The organism is Pseudomonas sp. NPDC087185 (assembly GCF_044744955.1).
Lineage (GTDB): Bacteria > Pseudomonadota > Gammaproteobacteria > Pseudomonadales > Pseudomonadaceae > Aquipseudomonas.
Map to the genome: position 1 here is coordinate 171,174 of NZ_JBIUZK010000008.1, position 18,281 is coordinate 189,454.

At 65.3% G+C, this 18,281-nt stretch carries 14 protein-coding genes; 5 read left to right on the forward strand and 9 right to left on the reverse strand.

Features of this window, described 5'->3' with window-relative positions:
- Positions 1–2: 2 nt before the first annotated feature.
- Positions 3–2,084 (forward strand): carboxy terminal-processing peptidase, encoded by a 2,082-nt coding sequence (locus ACIPIJ_RS24620; protein WP_401081734.1) that lies wholly within the window; start codon positions 3–5, stop codon positions 2,082–2,084.
- 81 nt (positions 2,085–2,165) lie between these two features.
- Here ACIPIJ_RS24620 and ACIPIJ_RS24625 read toward each other — a convergent pair whose 3' ends face one another.
- The 6 genes from ACIPIJ_RS24625 to ACIPIJ_RS24650 all read right to left on the reverse strand — a co-directional run bounded on the left by ACIPIJ_RS24625 (position 2,166) and on the right by ACIPIJ_RS24650 (position 6,555).
- Positions 2,166–2,534 (reverse strand): hypothetical protein, encoded by a 369-nt coding sequence (locus ACIPIJ_RS24625; RefSeq protein ID WP_401081737.1) that lies wholly within the window; start codon positions 2,532–2,534, stop codon positions 2,166–2,168.
- A complete protein-coding gene (locus ACIPIJ_RS24630) occupies positions 2,531–2,869 on the reverse strand; it encodes a multiprotein-bridging factor 1 family protein (protein ID WP_401081739.1) in 339 nt (112 codons plus the stop codon). Before ACIPIJ_RS24630 ends, ACIPIJ_RS24625 begins: the two co-directional genes overlap by 4 nt.
- A 100-nt stretch (positions 2,870–2,969) precedes the next feature.
- A complete protein-coding gene (locus ACIPIJ_RS24635; protein WP_401081742.1) occupies positions 2,970–3,410 on the reverse strand; it encodes a YkvA family protein in 441 nt (146 codons plus the stop codon).
- A gap of 281 nt (positions 3,411–3,691) precedes the next feature.
- Positions 3,692–4,456: an FKBP-type peptidyl-prolyl cis-trans isomerase gene (locus ACIPIJ_RS24640; RefSeq protein ID WP_401081745.1), complete on the reverse strand. Its 765-nt coding sequence runs from the start codon at positions 4,454–4,456 to the stop codon at positions 3,692–3,694.
- 226 nt (positions 4,457–4,682) lie between these two features.
- Entirely contained in the window at positions 4,683–5,615 is a 933-nt protein-coding gene (gene pcaQ, locus ACIPIJ_RS24645) for a pca operon transcription factor PcaQ (protein WP_401081748.1), read from the reverse strand.
- A 10-nt stretch (positions 5,616–5,625) separates the two neighbouring features.
- Positions 5,626–6,555, reverse strand: coding sequence for a helix-turn-helix transcriptional regulator (locus ACIPIJ_RS24650; RefSeq protein WP_401081751.1), 930 nt, complete (start codon positions 6,553–6,555; stop codon positions 5,626–5,628).
- A gap of 293 nt (positions 6,556–6,848) precedes the next feature.
- Between ACIPIJ_RS24650 and ACIPIJ_RS24655 the strand changes: the two genes are divergently transcribed.
- From ACIPIJ_RS24655 to ACIPIJ_RS24670, 4 genes are all read left to right on the forward strand, one after another.
- On the forward strand, positions 6,849–8,189 hold the full coding sequence (locus tag ACIPIJ_RS24655) for an MFS transporter (protein ID WP_401081754.1): 1,341 nt from the start codon (positions 6,849–6,851) through the stop codon (positions 8,187–8,189).
- Between the two features lie 91 nt (positions 8,190–8,280).
- Positions 8,281–8,991: a fumarylacetoacetate hydrolase family protein gene (locus tag ACIPIJ_RS24660; protein WP_401081757.1), complete on the forward strand. Its 711-nt coding sequence runs from the start codon at positions 8,281–8,283 to the stop codon at positions 8,989–8,991.
- A 17-nt stretch (positions 8,992–9,008) separates the two neighbouring features.
- Positions 9,009–9,767, forward strand: a complete 759-nt coding sequence (locus ACIPIJ_RS24665) for an SDR family oxidoreductase (RefSeq protein WP_401081760.1) — start codon at positions 9,009–9,011, stop codon at positions 9,765–9,767.
- Positions 9,768–9,791: 24 nt separating this feature from the next.
- Positions 9,792–10,742, forward strand: coding sequence for a 2-hydroxyacid dehydrogenase (locus tag ACIPIJ_RS24670; protein ID WP_401081763.1), 951 nt, complete (start codon positions 9,792–9,794; stop codon positions 10,740–10,742).
- A 65-nt stretch (positions 10,743–10,807) separates the two neighbouring features.
- On the opposite strand, the gene nirD is transcribed toward ACIPIJ_RS24670, so the two are convergent.
- The 3 genes from nirD to ACIPIJ_RS24685 all read right to left on the reverse strand — a co-directional run bounded on the left by nirD (position 10,808) and on the right by ACIPIJ_RS24685 (position 18,009).
- Positions 10,808–11,170 carry a nitrite reductase small subunit NirD gene (nirD, locus tag ACIPIJ_RS24675; RefSeq protein ID WP_401081766.1) on the reverse strand — a complete coding sequence of 121 codons (363 nt, stop codon included), beginning with the start codon at positions 11,168–11,170 and terminating at the stop codon, positions 10,808–10,810.
- Complete coding sequence (gene nirB, locus ACIPIJ_RS24680; RefSeq protein ID WP_401081769.1) at positions 11,170–13,722, reverse strand: nitrite reductase large subunit NirB; 2,553 nt, start codon at positions 13,720–13,722, stop codon at positions 11,170–11,172. The genes nirD and nirB overlap by 1 nt, the downstream gene beginning before the upstream one ends.
- A 303-nt stretch (positions 13,723–14,025) precedes the next feature.
- On the reverse strand, positions 14,026–18,009 hold the full coding sequence (locus ACIPIJ_RS24685; protein ID WP_401081772.1) for a molybdopterin-dependent oxidoreductase: 3,984 nt from the start codon (positions 18,007–18,009) through the stop codon (positions 14,026–14,028).
- Between the last annotated feature and the right edge of the window lie 272 nt (positions 18,010–18,281).

Below are 18,281 nucleotides of genomic sequence, written 5' to 3' on the forward strand. Positions count from 1 at the left end.
GCATGAAGCATTTCCTACCTAGCACCGCCCTGGCTCTCGTAATCGGCCTTGGCAGCCTCACGCTCGGCGGCAATGCGGCGGCCGCCAACAAGTGGGACAGCCTGCAGCCGGACCGTGACGAAATCGTCGCCAGCCTCAACGTGGTGGAGCTGCTCAAGCGCCACCATTACAGCAAGCCGCCGCTCGATGACGCCCGCTCGGTGATCATCTACGACAGCTACATCAAGCTGCTCGACCCTGCGCGTAGCTATTTCACTGCGGCCGACATCGCCGAATTCGACAAGTGGAAGACACAGTTCGACGACTTCCTCAAAAGCGGCAACCTCGACCCCGGCTTCACCATCTACAAACGCTACCTCGACCGCGTCAAGCAACGCCTGGACTTCGCCCTGGCCGAGCTCAACAAGGGCGTCGACAAGATGGACTTCACCACCAAGGAAACCTTGCTGATCGACCGCAAGGATGCCCCGTGGATGAAGAACCAGGCCGAGCTCGACGACCTGTGGCGCAAACGCGTCAAGGACGAAGTGCTGCGCCAGAAAATCGCCGGCAAAGAGCCCAAGCAGATCCAGGAAACCCTGACCAAGCGCTACAAGAACCAGCTGTCGCGCCTGGACCAGACCCGTGCCGAAGACATCTTCCAGGCCTACATCAATACCTTCGCCCAGTCCTACGACCCGCACACCAACTACCTGTCGCCGGACAATGCCGAAAACTTCGACATCAACATGAGCCTGTCGCTTGAAGGCATCGGCGCGGTGCTGCAGAGCGACAACGACCAGGTCAAGATCGTCCGCCTGGTGCCGGCAGGCCCTGCGGCCAAGACTAAGCAAGTGGCCCCGGCCGACAAGATCATCGGCGTCGCTCAGGGCAACAAGGAAATGGTCGACGTGGTCGGCTGGCGCCTGGACGAAGTGGTCAAGCTGATCCGTGGCCCGAAAGGCTCGGTGGTGCGCCTGGAAGTCATCCCGGCCAGCAATGCGCCAAGCGACCAGACCAGCAAAATCGTTTCGATCACCCGCGAGGCGGTCAAGCTTGAAGAGCAGGCGGCGAAAAAATCGGTGCTCAAGCTCAAGCAGGCCGGCCGTGACTACAAGCTGGGCATCATCGAAATCCCGGCCTTCTACCTGGACTTCAAGGCCTACCGTGCCGGCGACCCAGAGTACAAGAGCACCACGCGCGACGTGAAAAAACTGCTCACCGAGCTGCAGAAGGAAAAGGTCGACGGTGTGGTCATCGACCTGCGCAACAACGGCGGCGGTTCCCTGCAGGAAGCCACCGAGCTGACCAGCCTGTTCATCGAAAAAGGCCCGACCGTGCTGGTGCGCAACAGCGACGGCCGCGTCGATGTGCTTGAGGACGAAAACCCCGGCGCCTTCTACAAAGGCCCGCTGGCATTGCTGGTCAACCGCCTCTCGGCCTCGGCCTCGGAAATCTTCGCCGGTGCCATGCAGGACTACCACCGCGCCCTGATCATCGGCGGCCAGACCTTCGGCAAAGGCACCGTGCAGACCATCCAGCCGCTCAACCATGGCGAGCTGAAGCTGACCCTGGCCAAGTTCTACCGGGTTTCCGGGCAGAGCACCCAGCACCAGGGCGTGCTGCCGGACATCGACTACCCATCGATCATCGACACTAAGGAAATCGGTGAAAGCGCCCTGCCCGAGGCTATGCCGTGGGACACCATCCGCCCGGTGGTCAAGCCGGCGGCCGACCCGTTCAAGCCGTTCCTGACTCAGCTCAAGGCGCAGCATGAAGCACGCAGCGACAAGGACGCGGAATTCACCTATATCCGTGACCGCCTGGCGCTGACCAAGAAGCTGATGGACGAGAAGACCGTCAGCCTCAACGAGCAAGACCGCCGCGCCCGCCACGACGAGATCGAAGCCAAGCAGCTGGCCCTGGAAAACACCCGCCGCAAGGCCAAGGGTGAAGAGCCACTGAAAGAGCTGAAGAAAGAGGACGAGGACGCGCTGCCGACCGAGGACGAGAACACCAAGCCGGAAGACGACGCTTACCTGTCCGAGACCGGGCGCATCCTGATCGACTACCTCAGCGCCAGCACCAAAGTGGCCAAGCAGTAATCAGCCACCCCGGTGTCGCAAAATGAAAGGGCCGGACATGAAAATGTCCGGCCCTTTCTTTTAACGTTCACCGACAGCCTGTCAGGCTATTTCGGGATAGGCATACTCAAATACCCGTACCACCTCAGAGGCATGCCACGAAGCGGCCTCCATGCCATCCACCGGCCCGGTGAAGCGCCCCAGCCTCTCCACGCATTCGAAGAAGCCGGTACGCGGCAGCCGGCTGGCGCCCTGGCTGATCACCAGCGAGCTGCGCAGCGGCTGCTCGGCACGGGCATCGAGCACGGCCAGGTACTCCAGCGCGGCGGTCAGCGTCTGCATGGCCGGCGTAGGCAGTTGCAGGCGCTCTATCAGCGCACGATAGGTCAGCAAGTGCCGTTGACGGCGGGCCAGGTCAAGCTCATCCAGCAGGCTCTGCCAATGCTGTCGGCTGATCCTGACCTGGCTCATGACGGCTCGCTCCAGCCTGCCACGCCCAAGTGCCACGCCAGGGCACGGCGGATGACATCACCTGGCTCGCGTTCGCCCGACTCGATCATGGCCAGGTAGGCGGGACTGACGCCCACATTACGCGCCAATGCCTCAGGCGCGATGCCTTTGGCCTGTCGCAACTGCGCCACCTCGCTGAAAGCGGGCAGTTCAACGCGTGCCGCGCGCGGTTCATCGACTTCGGCAACCGCCTCGGCAGGCGCCTGCCCGGCCGCCTTGAGCAACGCCTGATACTGCTCCCAGGGAACAACGGCGTACTCGGGCTGACCGTCCCGGCTAATGACCTGAATACCCATAACAACCCCCTAACGTAGGATTACGGCATGTAATCCGTAGGCATAATCCTTATGCCAATTATATTACCAAGCGCGGGAGTCTGTGGGGATCTGCTCGCTTTCAGTGCGATTTGCGCTCCAGGCGCAGTGCTTCAGGGGTATCAGGCAGCCGCTCGACCACGCGCAGCCGCTCTGGCGCCTGGCTGTCACGCCAGGCCTTGAAGCGCGCCAGCTCATCCGCCACGGTCTTCAGCACCCAGCCAAGCACGGCGATGTCATCAAGAAAGCCTACGCCCAGTAACCAATCGGGGATGGCGTCGATGGGGCTGACGAAGTACAGCAGGCCGGCGACGATGGTCACCAGTGCCTTGGGGCTGATCGCGCGGTACTCGCCGCGCCACCAGGCCAGGCACAACGACTGCAGCAGCTTGATATCGTCGCGCAACTGGCCAAGGCGCGGGCCTTTGCGGGCCACGGCAAACAACAGGGCCGGCAGCCGGCCACGGCTGAGCAGGCGCTCGGCCAAGGGCAGGAAGCGGGCGAAATTCCAGGGTGCGCTCATGGAGCCTCCAGCAGGAAGAGGTTATCCACATTTATTGTGGATAACCTTGTGAACAGGGCGAAGTTTCTGACGGCAGGTGCCCACAAGGCAAGGGCCGCGGTCAGATCGGGCGTTTTTTACACAGTCGTTTCAATGGCGCAAACGATTTGCGTCAGAAGCCTCCTGCTTCTTCACGCTGCATCTGCTCGGACACTATCAGGCCCGCGAGGTTCGGCCCAGTGCCCGGTGCAGAAACGACAACGCCCCGTCGAGACGGGGCGTTGTGCAGTTACCAGCCAGTATTACTTGGCAGGTGCTTCAGCGGGGGCTTCGGCCGGAGCGTCAGCGTCCGGAGCCTCGCCTTGCAGCTGAGCCGGGTCCTTGATGGCGATCAGTTCCAGGTCGAATACCAGCACCGAGTTGGCCGGGATCAGCGGGCTTGGGCTCTGTGCGCCGTAGGCCAGTTCAGCCGGGATGAACAGCTTGTACTTCTCGCCGACGTGCATCAGTTGCAGGCCTTCGACCCAACCCGGGATTACACCGCTGACGGGCAGGTCAATCGGGCTGCCGCGCTCTACCGAGCTGTCGAACACCTTGCCATCAGTCAGCTTGCCTTCGTAGTGGACAGTGACCACGTCGGTCGGCTTGGGCTGCGGGCCGTCGGCCTTCTTGATGACTTCGTACTGCAGGCCCGAGGCGGTGGTGACCACGCCAGGCTTCTTGGCGTTCTCTTCGAGGAATTTCTTGCCGGCGGAGGCGGCTTCTTCGCTGGCCTTGGCCAGGCGCTCCTCGGCGCGTTTCTGCAGCGAGGTGAAGGCTTCTACCAGCTCTTCGTCCTTGATGCGCTGTTCTTTCTTGCTGACGGCGTCTTCGATGCCGAGGGCGACGGCTTTGGAATCAAGGTCTTCCATGCCTTCCTGAGCCAGGCTCTTGCCCATGTTAAGGCCGATACCGTAGGAGGCTTTCTGTGCCGGAGTTTTCAGCTCGGGGCTGCTGGCTTGTTGGTCACAGCCAGCCAGTACCAGGCCTACCAGGGCAACCGCAGCCGCCAAACGATGCTGTTTCATGCTATTTCCTTGTTCATGCGCCATGTGGGCAATCAGGGTAAAGCCGCGAGCTTATCAGGCGGCCATTACCAATGGCTACCGGCATAAGAGCGGGTTCTGATAAGGAAGTTCAGTACTTAAAAGCTTATTCATCCACGCTTTGCAGCCATTGGCCAGTATTGACCCTTGATCGCGGTTTTGCCCGGAATTTGTGGCGATTTATGTCCAGGGGTTCTGAGCGGCCCAATCAGGGGTATGCGCCCTCGCGGTATTGCCCGGCCACTTCCCGCAATACATCGCACACCCACTGCCCTGGCACGCTCTGCGCCAATGCGGCATTGCGGCAGATCCCCACCGAACCACCGGGCTCGCGCACGCCCAGGTCCAACTCGGCCAGCTCGCCACGTCGCAGGTCGAGCAGCACCGCATCACGCGGCGCCACCCACAGCGCATCGCTGCCCAGCAGGTAGCGACGGCTCAGGGCCAGCGAAAGGGTTTCCAGCCGCTGCGCCGGCAGCTGGATACCGCACTGCACGAACAGGCTATCGGCATGCTGGCGAATGGTGGTACCGGGTGGCGGCAGCACCAGCGGGTAACGCCCCACCAGTGCGCGCTCCACCGGCGTGCCGGCCAGCAATGGGTGCCCCGGGCGTACCACCAGGGCCATCGACTCGCTGTACAGGTGCTCGAACGACAACCCCTGGATCTGCGGGCTGTCGGTCATGCGCCCGACCACCAGCTCCAGCTCACCCAGGCGCAACTGCCCGAGCAACTGCGCGCTGGCCCCGGTCACCACGCTGATCAACAGCGCCTCATGGCGTTGATGCAGGCGGCACAACACCTCGGGCATGAGCAAGCCTTCGACCGTCGACAGCACGCCGATGCGCACCTGCGACGGCGCCCGCGCTTCACCCCGCAGACTGCTGACACCATCGCGCAGGGCCTGCACGCTGGGCCCGGCATAGCGCATGAAACGGGTACCGGCCGGGGTCAGCTCGACGCCCTGACGGCTGCGCTCGAACAGGCGCGCCTCAAGCAGGTCTTCGAGCTCCTTGAGGGTCTTGGAAATCGCCGGCTGGCTGATCGCCAGAATGTCCGCTGCCCTGGCCAGGCTGCCCTGCCGGGCAATCTCCAGGAAACACAGCAGGTGGCGGTACTTGATGCGGGTGTCGAGGTTCATGCCGGCAAGCTTACCGCATCGCCACCTGCGGCGTATCCGGGTCGCGCTGCTGGCGACGGAACTGACCCGGCGGCAAGCCATGGATCTGCCGGAAGCGCCGGGAGAAATAGGCCTCGTCGGCAAAGCCGCACAAACGCGCCACCTCCCCCACCGGCCGGCTGCCGTTGAGCAGGTAGTTGCGCGCCGCGTGCATGCGCCGCTCCAGCACCAGTTCGCTGAAGGTCTTGCCGATTTCCTTGCGCAGCCAGTGGGTCAGGTAGGTGGGCGACAGGTAAGTGGCCGCCGCCACTTTGTGCAGGTTGAGGTCGGGATCGTCGATGTGCCGGCGCAGGTACTCGCTCATGCGCCCCAACGCTGCGCGCCGGCTGAGCTGCGCGGCGTTGTTGTCGGCCAGTTCGCGCAAGGGTTCGGCATACAGGCCGCAGACCTGCCCGATCAGCTGCAACAGCAGGCCCTTGAGGATTTCGCGGCTGCCGAAGCGGCGGTTGGCGTCGAGTTCGCGCATCTGCGCGAGGATGCGTCGGACTTCGACAAAGTCGGCCTCTGCGAGGCAGAAGTCCAAGTGCTCCTGGAAGCGGAACGGTGACAATTCGGGCGCCTGCAGGATCGACACCTCTTCCAGGTCCATCGGGTCGCAGGCCAGGTGCGGCAGCAGGAAGGTCTGGGCGAAGTTGATCACCACAAAATCGTGGTCGGCCGGGTGCGGGATCACATGCACGCGGTGCGGCAAGATGAACGCCAGGGTGTTGCGGCGGAAGGGGCGCTGCACGTTGCCGATGTGCTGCACCGTGTCGCCGCCGAAGTTGACCTGGATCTGGAAATACTCGTGGCGATGCGGCGCGGTCTCGGCGGGGCGGCCGCGCTGGTCGCGGATATAGAAATCCATCAGCTCGCTGCGCTGCTGCATGAGGTAGGTCGGGACCTCGCGCTTGGGGGGCATGGTTAATCTCCGGTAGGCGGGTGTTGAGTTGTACGATGTCTAAGCTGTTCGATTTAACGCCTTCTGCAAAAACCAATGCAACCGAAAATCCCGCCAGCCCTGTCAGAACGCGATATCCAGTCAGTATTCGAGGCAAAACCCCGCCTCTGGAATTTCTTGGACAGCACAGCCATCCCCTGCCTCGTGTGAAAAAAACGGTCTAAAACCACCGTTGCATTCACCCTGTTGTACGACCACCTTAGAAAAGGGACTGCAGCCCAACCTCTACCAACAACAACAAACGAGGTCGACTCATGTCGAGCACGCCTACCCCCCGCGCCGCGTCGTCGTACGCGCTGGACGCGGCCCCTGCCCAGCGCCTGCCCACCCGCCGCCGCTGGTTCATGCTTTCGCTGCTGCTGGTGGCGACCATCATCAACTATGTCGACCGGGTCAACATCTCCATCGCCGCGCCGTTCATGGCCAAGGACCTGGGCCTGGACAAGGTCGAGATGGGCCTGATTTTCTCCGCCTTCGCCTGGACCTACGCCCTGGCGCTGGTGCCGGCCGGCTTCATCGCCGACCGCTTCGGCTCGCGCCTGACCTACGGCGTGTCGCTGATCAGCTGGTCGGCGGTCACCGTCGCCCAGGGCCTGGCCAGCGGCTTTGCCTCGCTGTTCGGCCTGCGCCTGGCGGTCGGTGCCATGGAGGCACCCGCCTTCCCCGCCAACAGCCGCGCGGTCACCGTGTGGTTCCCGGCCCGTGAGCGCGGCATGGCCAGCAGCATCTACGTCTGCGGCCAATACCTGGGCACCGCGCTGTTCACTGGCGCCTTGCTGTGGCTGGCGACCACTTACGACTGGCGCCACGTGTTCTACAGCACGGGCCTGGTCGGCATCCTGTTCGGCGTGGTGTGGCTGTGGCTGTACCGCGACCCGCTGAACTGCAAGAAGGTCAGCAAGGAAGAACTGGCCTATATCGAAGACGGCGGCGGGCTGGTGAAAAGCAGCCAGCAGCGCACCCGCTTCGACTGGCGCCAGGTGGCCGAGCTGTTCCGTTACCGCCAGGTGTGGGCGATCTGCCTGGGCAAGTTCGCCAGCACCTCGGCGCTGTACTTCTTCCTGACCTGGTTCCCGACCTACCTGATCGAAGAGCGTCAGCTGACCCTGATCAAGGTCGGCATCTTCGCGGTCATGCCGTTCATTGGCGCCACGGTCGGCATCCTGCTGGCGGGGATCGTCTCCGACCTGCTGATCCGCCGTGGCTACTCGCTGTCGTTCGCCCGCAAGCTGCCGCTGGTGGTGGGTTCGATGCTCGGCATGTCGATCGTGCTGGTGAACTTCACCGACTCCAACGTGCTGTGCATTGCCGTGCTCACCCTGGCGTTCTTCGCCCAGGGCATCGCGTCGTCGTCGTGGGCGGCAGTGTCGGAAGTCGCGCCCAAGGAACTGATCGGCTTGACCGGCGGTGTCACCAGCCTGGCAGCCAATATCGGCGGCATCGTCACGCCGATCGTGATTGGCGCCATCGTGCACGCCAGTGGCTCGTTCGCCATGGCCTTCTGGTTTATCGGCGCGGTGGCGTTGATGGGCACCCTGTCGTACTCGCTGCTGCTCGGCAAGCTGTACCGCATCGAACTGAAGACCGCCGCATGAGCCCGGATATGTCCAAGCCGACCCTGCTTTCGTCCAACTTTGCCCGCCGGCCGCTGGTTACGCTGGCCACTCCAGCACGGAGGATCCACCCATGAGCTACCTGTTCAACCCGCCCGCCGTCGTCAGCCTGCCGGTCCTCGGCAGCGCTGCGCGCTTCCCGGTCGGCCGAGTGTTCTGCCTGGGCCGCAACTACCCCTGGCCCGAAGCCGCAGGCCCGGCGCCAAGCGAGCCGGTGTTTTTCATGAAGCCCGCCAGCAACGTGGTCGAGGCGCAGGGCGAACTGCCCTTCCCGCCGCAAACCGACGAGTTCTGCCACGAAATCGAACTGGTGGTGGCGATCGATAAAGGCGGCGCCGACATCGCCCCCGAGCAGGCGCTGGAGCACGTCTTCGGCTTCGCCGCCGGGCTCGACCTGACCCGTCGCGACCGCCAACGCCAAGCCAAGCGCGATGGCCTGCCGTGGGAAGGCGCCAAGGTGTTCGAGGCCTCGGCACCGATGACTGCCATCACCCCCGCCAGCCAACTGCCGTGGCCGCTGGACGCCGCGTTGTGGCTGCAGGTCAACGGCCAGGAGCGCCAGCGCGCGCACCTGAGCCAGCAGACCTGGGCGCTGGCCGAGGTGATCAGCCGGCTGTCCCGGCAACTGCCGCTGCGCCCGGGTGACTTGATCATGACCGGCAGCCCGCCTGGCGTGGCGCCCTTGAACCCGGGTGACCTGATCCATGCCGGCATCGACGGCATCGGCGAGCTGCACGTGCGCGTCGGCCCACGCCCCGCCAGCCAAACCGCCACCGCAGCCTGAATCACTGGAGCCCCACGATGAGTCAACAGAAGAAAATCGCCCTGGTCACCGGCGCAGGCAGCGGCATCGGCCGCGCGGTCGCCCTCGCCCTGTTGCAGGACGGCTTCAGCCTGGTGCTTGCCGGGCGCCGCGCCGAGCCGCTGCTGGCGGTGGTCGAGCAAGCGCAGGCAGCCGGTGGCGAAGCCCTGGCAGTGCCCACCGACGTACGCGATGAACAGAGCGTGGCGCAGTTGTTCGCCACCATCGAGGAGGTGCATGGCCGCCTCGATGTAATCTTCAACAACGCTGGCATCAACGCCCCGGCCGTGCCCATCGACGAACTGCCCCTGGAAAACTGGCGCAACGTCATCGCCACCAACGTTGACGGCGTGTTCCTCTGCGCCCGCGCCGCCTTCGGCCTGATGCGCCGCCAGCAGCCGCAGGGCGGGCGGATCATCAACAACGGCTCGATCTCGGCGCACACCCCGCGCCCGTTCACCGCGCCCTACACCGCCAGCAAGCACGCGGTGCTGGGCCTGACCAAGGCCCTGGCACTCGACGGCCGCCCCTACAACATCGTCTGCAGCCAGGTGGACATCGGCAACGCGCTGACCGAGTTGTCCGAACGCATGACCCGTGGCGTGCGCCAGGCCAATGGCGAGATCGCCGCCGAACCGATGCTCGACGTGCGCCATGTGGCCGACGCGGTGCGCTACATCGCCGCGCTGCCGCTGCAGGCCAACGTGCTGAACATGACCGTGATGGCCAGCAACATGCCCTTCGTCGGCCGCGGCTGACCCCTGCCTTGAATGGAGTGTTTGATGAAACCTGAAATCCTGCAGCTGAGCCCGATCCTCATCCCGGCCATCCGCGAGCGCCTGGAAGCACTGTTCACGGTGCACCGCTATTACGAGCAGGCCGACAAGGACGGTTATGTCAGCCGGCATGGCGGCAACATCCGTGGCGTGATCACCGGCGGCCACACCGGCATCAGCCAGGCGCTGATGGCGCGCCTGCCCAAACTTGAAGTGGTGGCGGTCAATGGCGTGGGCACCGACGCGGTGGACCTGGCCTATGCCCGCGATCGCGGTATCCAGGTGACCGCCACGATCGGCGCACTGACCGAAGATGTCGCCGACTTGGCCATCGGCCTGCTGATCGGCGTGTGCCGTGGCATCGCCACGGGCGATCGCTTCGTCCGTGCCGGCCACTGGGCGACAAGCGCCACGCCACTGGCGCCGCTGCCGCTGGCACGCCAGGTGTCTGGCATGCGCGTGGGCATCGTCGGCATGGGCCGGGTTGGGCGTGCGGTAGCCCAGCGGGCGGCGGCATTTGGCTGCCCGATCCGCTACACCGACCTGCAGGCACAGGCGGTGCCTTATGGGTTCGAGCCGGACCTGGCGCAGTTGGCCAAGGGCAGCGATGCGCTGATCCTCGCGGCGGCGGCGGACAAGGCTGAGGCCTTGGTCAACCGCGAGATCCTGCGGGCGCTGGGGCCTGAGGGTTACCTGATCAATATCGCCCGCGGCAAGCTGGTGGATGAACCGGCGTTGATCGCGGCGCTGCAGGCGGGCGAGATTGCCGGTGCGGCGCTGGATGTGTTTGCCGATGAGCCCCGTGTGCCCGAGGCGCTGTTCGAGCGCGAGGACGTGCTGCTGCAGCCGCACCGGGCCAGTGCCACGGTGCAGACCCGCACGCGCATGGGGGAGATGGTGGTGGCGAGCCTGTTGGATGTGTTTGCCGGGCGTGAACCGCCGGGGTTGGTCATCTAAGCTGGTTGTACCGGCCGCTTGGCGGGCAAGCCCGCGAAGCGGCCGGTACTGGCAACACAGTGAAATCAGGCCACCGCCACTTCCACAGCCCCGCCGTTCAACCGCACCGGCCACACCCGCAACCGCTGCCCGGCATCTTCCAGGCACTCGCCGCTGCGCAGGCTGAAGTGCTGCTTGTACAGCGGCGCCGCCACCACCAGTTGCCCCTGCAGGCTACCCACCAGGCCACGGCCGATGATGTTGGCCCCGGAGCGTGGGTCGCGGTTGTCCACCGCGTACAGCGGCTGTTCCTGGCCTGGCAGGTAGAACAGCGCCACCTGATCACCCTCCAGCCACACCACCACGCCAGAATCGGCGACCAGGTCTTCGGCCCGGCACACCGCTTGCCAGTTGGATTGCGTTGCCACAGCAGCATTGGACAGGTTCATCAGACAGCCTCCTCGACGGTTGGGATCAGGTGCAACGGTGCCACAGGGCGGCGCTGTTCGCGCTCGCGGACGAAGTGCACGTCCGGGTCGGCGCGCCGGTCGTTGACGAAGGTGCGGAAGCGCTTGAGTTTTTCCGGGTCGTTGAGGGCGTTGGCCCACTCGCATTCATACTGGTCGACCACATGCTGCATCTGCGCTTCCAGCTCGGCAGCCAGGCCCAGGCTGTCGTCGAGGATCACCTGCTTGAGGTAGTCCAGGCCGCCGTCCAGGCTCTCGCGCCACACCGACGTGCGCTGCAGCTTGTCGGCAGTGCGGATGTAGAACATCAGCACACGGTCGATCAGGCGCACCAGGGTTTCGTCGTCCAGGTCGGTGGCGAACAGCTCGGCATGCCGTGGGCGCATGCCGCCATTGCCACAGACGTACAGGTTCCAGCCCTTGTCGGTGGCGATCACGCCGATGTCCTTGCTCTGCGCCTCGGCGCATTCGCGGGTGCAGCCCGACACCGCGAACTTGAGCTTGTGCGGGCTGCGCAAGCCCTTGTAGCGGTCCTCCAGGCGCAGCGCCATGGCAACGCTGTCCTGCACACCGTAGCGGCACCAGGTGCTGCCCACGCACGACTTCACCGTACGAGTCGACTTGCCATAGGCGTGACCGGTCTCGAACCCGGCTTCGATCAGCTCACCCCAGATCAGCGGCAGCTCGTGCAACTGGGCGCCGAACAGGTCGATGCGCTGGCCGCCGGTGATCTTGGTGTAGAGGTCGTATTTTTTCGCCACCTGGCCGATCACGATCAGTTTGTCAGGGGTGATTTCACCGCCGGGGATGCGCGGCACCACCGAGTAGGTGCCGTTCTTCTGCATGTTGGCCATGAAGGTGTCGTTGGTGTCCTGCAGCGGCACCAGTGCCGGGTCCATGATCGGCTGGTTCCAGCACGAGGCAAGGATGTTGCCCACCGCCGGCTTGCAGATGTCGCAACCGACGTGGCCTTTGCCATGGCGTTCGAGCAGGTCGTTGAAGGTGCGGATGCCACCGACCCGCACCAGCCCGTAAAGCTCCTGGCGGGTGTAGGCGAAGTGCTCGCACAGGCTCTTGTCCACGGTCACGCCACGGGCGGTCAGTTCGTGCTCGAAGACCTGCTTGAGCAACGCCGCGCAGCCGCCGCAGCCGGTGGCCGCCTTGGTGCAGCCCTTGACTGCGGCAAGGTCGCCGCAACCGCTGTCGATGGCCGCGCACACCGCGCCCTTGCTGACGTTGTGGCACGAGCAGATGGTCGCACTGTCGGGCAGCGCATCGGCGCCCAGGGCCGGCGCGCCACCGCTTTGCGGCAGGATCAGCGCAGCCGGATCGGCCGGCAGGGCAATGCCGTTCTGGGCGTATTGCAGCAGGGTATCGTAGTAGCTGTTGTCGCCCACCAGCACCGCGCCGAGCACATGCTTGCCGCTGGCATCCACCACCAGGCGGCGGTAGGCCGCGTTGGCCTCGTCGATGAAGCGGTAGCTGCGCGAGCCCGGCGTGGCGCCATGGGCATCGCCGATGGAGCCGACATCGACGCCCAGCAGCTTGAGCTTGGTCGACATGTCGGCGCCGGTGAATGCCACGGCCGGCTCGCCCAGCAGCAGCGCCGCCAGGTTGCGCGCCATGCTGTAGCCCGGCGCGACCAGGCCGAACACGCTGCCGTTCCACGAGGCGCACTCACCGATGGCGAAGATGCGCGGGTCGCTGCTGCGGCAGTGGTTGTCGATCACCACGCCGCCGCGGGCGGCGATTTCCAGGCCGCTGGCACGGCCCAGGGCGTCCTGCGGGCGGATGCCGGCGGAGAACACGACCAGATCGGTTTCCAGGTGTTCACCGCCGTCGAAGTTCATGCGGTAGCGGTAGGCTTCGCCAGCACTGATCGACTGGGTGGCACGTGACAGGTGCACGCCGACGCCCAGGGCTTCGATCTGCGCCTTGAGCGCCGCACCGCCCTCGCCGTCCAGCTGCACCGGCATCAGCCGTGGGGCGAACTCCACCACGTGTGCTTCAAGGCCCAGGGACTTGAGCGCGTTGGCCGCTTCCAGGCCCAGCAAGCCGCCGCCGACCACTACACCACGCGTGGCATCGGCGGCAGCGGCGCGGATCGCGTCAAGGTCGTCGAGGGTGCGGTAGACCAGGCGTGCATTGCCGCTGGAGCCTTCGATCGGCGGCACGAAGGGGTAGGAACCGGTGGCCAGGATCAGCTGGTCGTAGCCGTAGCGGCCTTCGGCGGTGACCACTTCGCAGCGCGCGCGGTCGATCTCCAGCACCGCTTCACCCAGGTGCAGGTGCACGCCGTTGTCGTCATAGAAACCTTGCTCGCACAGGGCCAGGGTTTCGGCACAGCTGCCGCCGAAGTACTCCGACAGGTGCACGCGGTCGTAGGCGCGCTGGCGCTCTTCGCCGAACACATGCAGCTCGAACCGCGCCAGCGCGCCGCGTTCGACCAGTTGCTCGACGCAATGGTGGCCGACCATGCCGTTGCCGACGATGACCAGTCGCTCTCGTTGCCCGCCGCTCGCTGTTGCCTTCATAAGCCGATCCTCGATCAAAAAAAAAGCGCCTGGAGCCGAAGCTCCAGGCGCCTTTGCCTGTATTCATCACGGTGTGCCCCTGGGTTGATCGCCGTTGATCAGTGGGGCTTGTTGTGTGGGAGATAAAGCAGGGACTGTGCCAGTTATGTTGCCTGTACCGGCCCCATCGCCGGCAAGCCTGCGCCTACAAGGGCTGCGCTGTTCTCAGGCCCTGTGCTGCACCTGTGGGCGCCGGCTTGCCGGCGAGGGGGCCAGCCCAGACCATGCACTTTCAAGGTGCAACGCTCCCCATGCTGGAGCATTTCAGTACACATCCCGCCGGTATCGCCTGGCCTTGCTCAGGGCTTCCATGTAAGCATCGGCATCCACGCCTCCGTGCTCGGCAATAATCTCGCGCAGCGCTGCATCCACATCCTTGGCCATGCGCTGGGCATCACCACAAACATAGAAGTACGCCCCCGCCTCCAGCCATTGCCACACCTGTGCCCCCTGCTCACGCAGGCGCTGCTGCACATAGATCTTTTCGGCCTGGTCACGGGAAAACGCCGTGTCCAACTTCAAGTGACCACTCGCCTGCCAGGCCTCAAGCTGCGCCTGGTAATAGAAGTCGGTTGCGGCGTACTGCTCGCCAAAGAACAGCCAGTTGGCTCCCTTGGCGCCACGCACCTCACGCTCTTCGAGGAAGGCGCGAAAGGGCGCGATGCCGGTACCGGGGCCGACCATGATCACCGCCACATTGTCGTCTTCAGGCAGGCGGAAGTGCTTCGACACCTGCGGGAAGATCGCCACTTTTACCGCCTGCCCACGGTCGGCCAGGAAGCTCGAACAGACGCCTTTGCGCGCGCCATAACGCACGGTCGAAACGGTCAGATGAACCTGCCCAGGGTGCGCCAGCGGGCTGGAACTGATCGAGTAGAGCCGTGGTTGCAAGGGTTTGAGCAGGTCGAGCCAGGTGGCCAGCGGCAGGTCCTGGGGAAACGCACGCAGCACGTCGACCAACTGCCGGCCCCACAGCCAGTCCTGCAACTCGGCTTTGCACTCGGGCTGCAACAGGCGCTGCAGGTCGGCGGCTTGCTGGCTGAAGACCTGCAGTTGCTGCGCGGTGACCTTGGCGATTTCCAGGTGCGACTCCAGCGCCGCAGCCAGGGGCATGGCCGGCTGGCCTTTGATCTGGACCGTGGCATGGCCCTCGAGCCGCATCGCCGCCAACAGCTCCTCGACCAGCGCCGGGCAGTTGCGCGGCCACACCCCCAAGGCGTCACCGGCGGCATAGGTGAAACCACTGTCGGCGAGGTCGAACACCAGCTGGCGGGTTTCCTTGCCGGCGCCCGGGCCATTGAGCAGGCGGTTTTCCAGTAAGCTGGCCGACCACGGCTGTTGCTTGCTGTAGGTGGCAATCGGTTCACTGGCCGGCAGCGACAGCGCAGCGCTACCCAGCTCGGGCAGCAGCGCAGCGAGCCAGCTGGCAAAGGCGTCATCGAAGTCAGGCTCGCAATCGACCCGCGGCAGCAGGCGCCGCCCACCCAGTTCGGCCAGGCGCTGGTCGAGCTTGCGGCCAAACCCGCAGAACTGGTCATAGCTGGAATCGCCCAGGGCCAGCACGGCATAGGGCAGCTCGGCGCAGTGCGCGCCTTGCTCGCCCTGCAGCGCCTGCCAGAATGCCATGGCAGTGTCGGGCGCATCGCCATCGCCAAAGGTACTGGTGATCAGCACGACGCTGGCAGCGCCCTGCAACTGCAGCGGGCTGACCGCCGCCATGCAACTGAGCTGCACTTCCAGGCCTGCCCCCCGCAAACGCTCGGCGCAGCGTTCGGCCAGCGCCTCGCCGTTGCCAGTCTGCGAAGCCCACAGCACGTGATGACGCGGCGCAATGGCGAGCGTGGCCGGCGCCGCCGCAGGTTGCGCGAACAGCCCGGCCAGCAGCCCGTCGACGAACAGGCGCCGGTGCGCCGCCAGCGGCGCACTGGCCGGCAAGCGGGGCACGCCCTCGGCACATGCCTGGTCCAGGCCGAGCAGAAACCCCTGCAGGTAATGGCGCTCTTCTTCGGCCAGCACGGGGGCTGGCAGGGTATCCAGGCCAAGCAGACGAGAGAGGGTCGCGGTCGGCATGCGGGCAGGCTCCGGGGTGATGGTGGCGGTGTTCAGGTCGAGGGCATCGATGCGTTCCCCGGCCACCCACTCAAGGGCCACGGCGCAGTGCTTGAGCGCCGGCTGCAGCGACAGCGGGTCGACCGCATCACAGGTGACGGCATTGATTGCCAGTTGCTCACCCACCACGTCGTTCCAGTGGAATGGCGCGAAGCAGTTGCCGGGCATCACCCGGTCGCTGACGCGCGCTGGCAGCACGGCCTGGCCACGGCGCGAGCGGATCGCCACCTGGTCCTTGTCGTGAATGCCCAGCCTTGCCGCATCCTCGGGGTGGATTTCGACAAAGGGGCCGGGCTCCAGCTTGTTCAGCGCCGGCACCTTGCCGGTCTTGGTCAGGGTGTGCCACTGGTGTTGCACGCGGCCGGTGTTGAGCACCAGTGGGTAGTCGGCGTCTGGTAATTCTGGCGCGGGCAGCCAGGGCCGGGCGAAGAACCGGGCTTTGCCGCTGGCCGTTGGGAACCGCAGCGTTGCGGGGGCGCCATCTTCGACATAGCGCAGCGGGCTGCGGTCGTCCTCTTGGCCTGGGGCGCAGGGCCACTGGCGTGGTTTGTCGCGTAGCGCCTGATAACCGATACCGCGCAGATCGTAGCCGGTGGCCGGGTTGTAGAAGCGGCGGATTTCGTCGTACACCGCTTCGGCGTTGGGGTAATCGAAGGCCTCGGCATAGCCCATGGCACAGGCGACCCTGGCGATGATCTGCCAATCCGGCAAGCTCTCGCCCGGTGCTTCGACCGCACGCGGCATCAAGGTGAGGTTCCGCTCGCTGTTGATCATCACGCCCTCGCCTTCGGCCCACAGCGCGGCGGGCAGCAGGATGTCGGCGTAGCGGTTGGTTTCGGTGTCGAGGAAGGCATCCTGGGTAATGACCAGCTCGGCCTGGCACAGGCCATCGATCACCTGCTGACGGTTGGCGACGCTGGCCACCGGGTTGCTGCAGATGACCCAGCAGGCCTTCACGTCGCCCGCCTTCAACTGCTCGAACAGCGCCACCGTGCCTTCGCCTCCTTCGCTGCGCAGGCTGCCCGGGGCCAGGCCCCACTGCGCCTCGACGAAGCGGCGGTCACCTTCGACCAACGCCGAGCGCTGGCCCGGCAGCCCTGGCCCCATGTAGCCCATTTCGCGCCCACCCATGGCATTGGGCTGCCCGGTCAGCGAGAACGGCCCGCTGCCAGGGCGGCAGATGGTGCCTGTGGCCAGGTGCAGGTTGCAGATGGCGTTGCTGTGCCAGGTGCCGTGGATGCTCTGGTTCAGGCCCATGGTCCAGCAGCTCATCCACTCCCCGGCGTTGCCGATCAGCTCAGCTGCTTGGTGGATGTCCGCTTCTGCCAACCCGGTGATGGCTGCCACGCGTTCAGGGGTGTAGTCCTCGAGAAAGGCCGGCAGTTCATCCCAGCCCTCGGTGTGGCGAGCGATAAAGGCGGGGTCGGTTTGGCCGTTGCGGTGCAGCAGGTGCAGCAGGCCATTGAGCAGCGCCATGTCGCTGCCGGGGCGCACCTGCAGGAACAGGTCGGCCTTGTCGGCGGTGGCGGTGCGACGTGGGTCGATGACGATCAGCTTTGCCCCGGCTTTTACCCGGTCGAGCAGACGCAGGAAGAGGATCGGGTGGCAGTCGGCCATGTTCGCACCGATAACCAGGAAGACATCCGCGCGCTCGAAATCCTGGTAGCTGCCAGGCGGGCCGTCAGCGCCAAGCGACAGCTTGTAGCCGCTGCCGGCGCTGGCCATGCACAGGCGCGAGTTGGACTCGATATGGCGCGTGCGGATGAAACCCTTGGCCAGCTTGTTGGCCAGGTACTGGGCCTCCAGCGACATCTGCCCGGAAACGTACAGGGCCACGGCGTCAGGGCCATGTTGGTCGATGATGCCGCGCAGGCGCTCGCCGGCCTGGGCGATGGCCTGGGCCATGCTGCTGCGCGCCGGTGGGTGGTCGCGCTGCTGGCGGACGAAGGCGCTTTCCATGCGCCCGGCGGCGGTCAGCGGGACGTGGGCGGTAAGGCCTTTGGTGCACAGGCGGCCGAAATTGCTCGGGTGCTGCTTGTCGCCGCTGATCTTGCTGACCTTGCCGTCGTCCACGCGCATGACGATGCCACAGCCGACGCCGCAATAGGGGCAGACGCTGCGTACTTCGGTGCTGGCCATGGGCGGGTCTCCTGATGGAAACGCAAAAGGCGCCGGCTGCCCCGGCTTGCTTGGCAAGCGGGGGCAACACGGCGCCTTTGTCGTGAAGAAGTGTGAGCCATCGACATTGATGGCCCTGGGTAAAGGTATGCCAGCAATTCCTGGGCCAGCCCCACTGGCCCTATCGCCGGCAAGCCGGCGCCCACGGGATCACCCGCGCTTCAAGGCTCATCGGGTACCCGTAGGCGCCGGCTTGCCGGCGATGGCCCCCCACGACAACGCACCATGCGGTG

Bases quoted from the DNA above. Each gene is read 5' to 3' on its own strand.
- ACIPIJ_RS24650 (WP_401081751.1), bottom strand. From the start codon at position 6,555: ATGCCCCCCAAGCGCGAGGTCCCGACCTACCTCATGCAGCAGCGCAGC.
- ACIPIJ_RS24630 (WP_401081739.1), bottom strand. From the start codon at position 2,869: ATGGGTATTCAGGTCATTAGCCGGGACGGTCAGCCCGAGTACGCCGTT.
- ACIPIJ_RS24655 (WP_401081754.1), top strand. From the start codon at position 6,849: ATGTCGAGCACGCCTACCCCCCGCGCCGCGTCGTCGTACGCGCTGGAC.
- ACIPIJ_RS24640 (WP_401081745.1), bottom strand. From the start codon at position 4,456: ATGAAACAGCATCGTTTGGCGGCTGCGGTTGCCCTGGTAGGCCTGGTA.
- ACIPIJ_RS24685 (WP_401081772.1), bottom strand. From the start codon at position 18,009: ATGGCCAGCACCGAAGTACGCAGCGTCTGCCCCTATTGCGGCGTCGGC.
- nirB (WP_401081769.1), bottom strand. From the start codon at position 13,722: ATGAAGGCAACAGCGAGCGGCGGGCAACGAGAGCGACTGGTCATCGTC.
- pcaQ (WP_401081748.1), bottom strand. From the start codon at position 5,615: ATGAACCTCGACACCCGCATCAAGTACCGCCACCTGCTGTGTTTCCTG.
- ACIPIJ_RS24620 (WP_401081734.1), top strand. From the start codon at position 3: ATGAAGCATTTCCTACCTAGCACCGCCCTGGCTCTCGTAATCGGCCTT.
- ACIPIJ_RS24625 (WP_401081737.1), bottom strand. From the start codon at position 2,534: ATGAGCCAGGTCAGGATCAGCCGACAGCATTGGCAGAGCCTGCTGGAT.
- ACIPIJ_RS24660 (WP_401081757.1), top strand. From the start codon at position 8,281: ATGAGCTACCTGTTCAACCCGCCCGCCGTCGTCAGCCTGCCGGTCCTC.
- ACIPIJ_RS24670 (WP_401081763.1), top strand. From the start codon at position 9,792: ATGAAACCTGAAATCCTGCAGCTGAGCCCGATCCTCATCCCGGCCATC.
- ACIPIJ_RS24665 (WP_401081760.1), top strand. From the start codon at position 9,009: ATGAGTCAACAGAAGAAAATCGCCCTGGTCACCGGCGCAGGCAGCGGC.
- nirD (WP_401081766.1), bottom strand. From the start codon at position 11,170: ATGAACCTGTCCAATGCTGCTGTGGCAACGCAATCCAACTGGCAAGCG.
- ACIPIJ_RS24635 (WP_401081742.1), bottom strand. From the start codon at position 3,410: ATGAGCGCACCCTGGAATTTCGCCCGCTTCCTGCCCTTGGCCGAGCGC.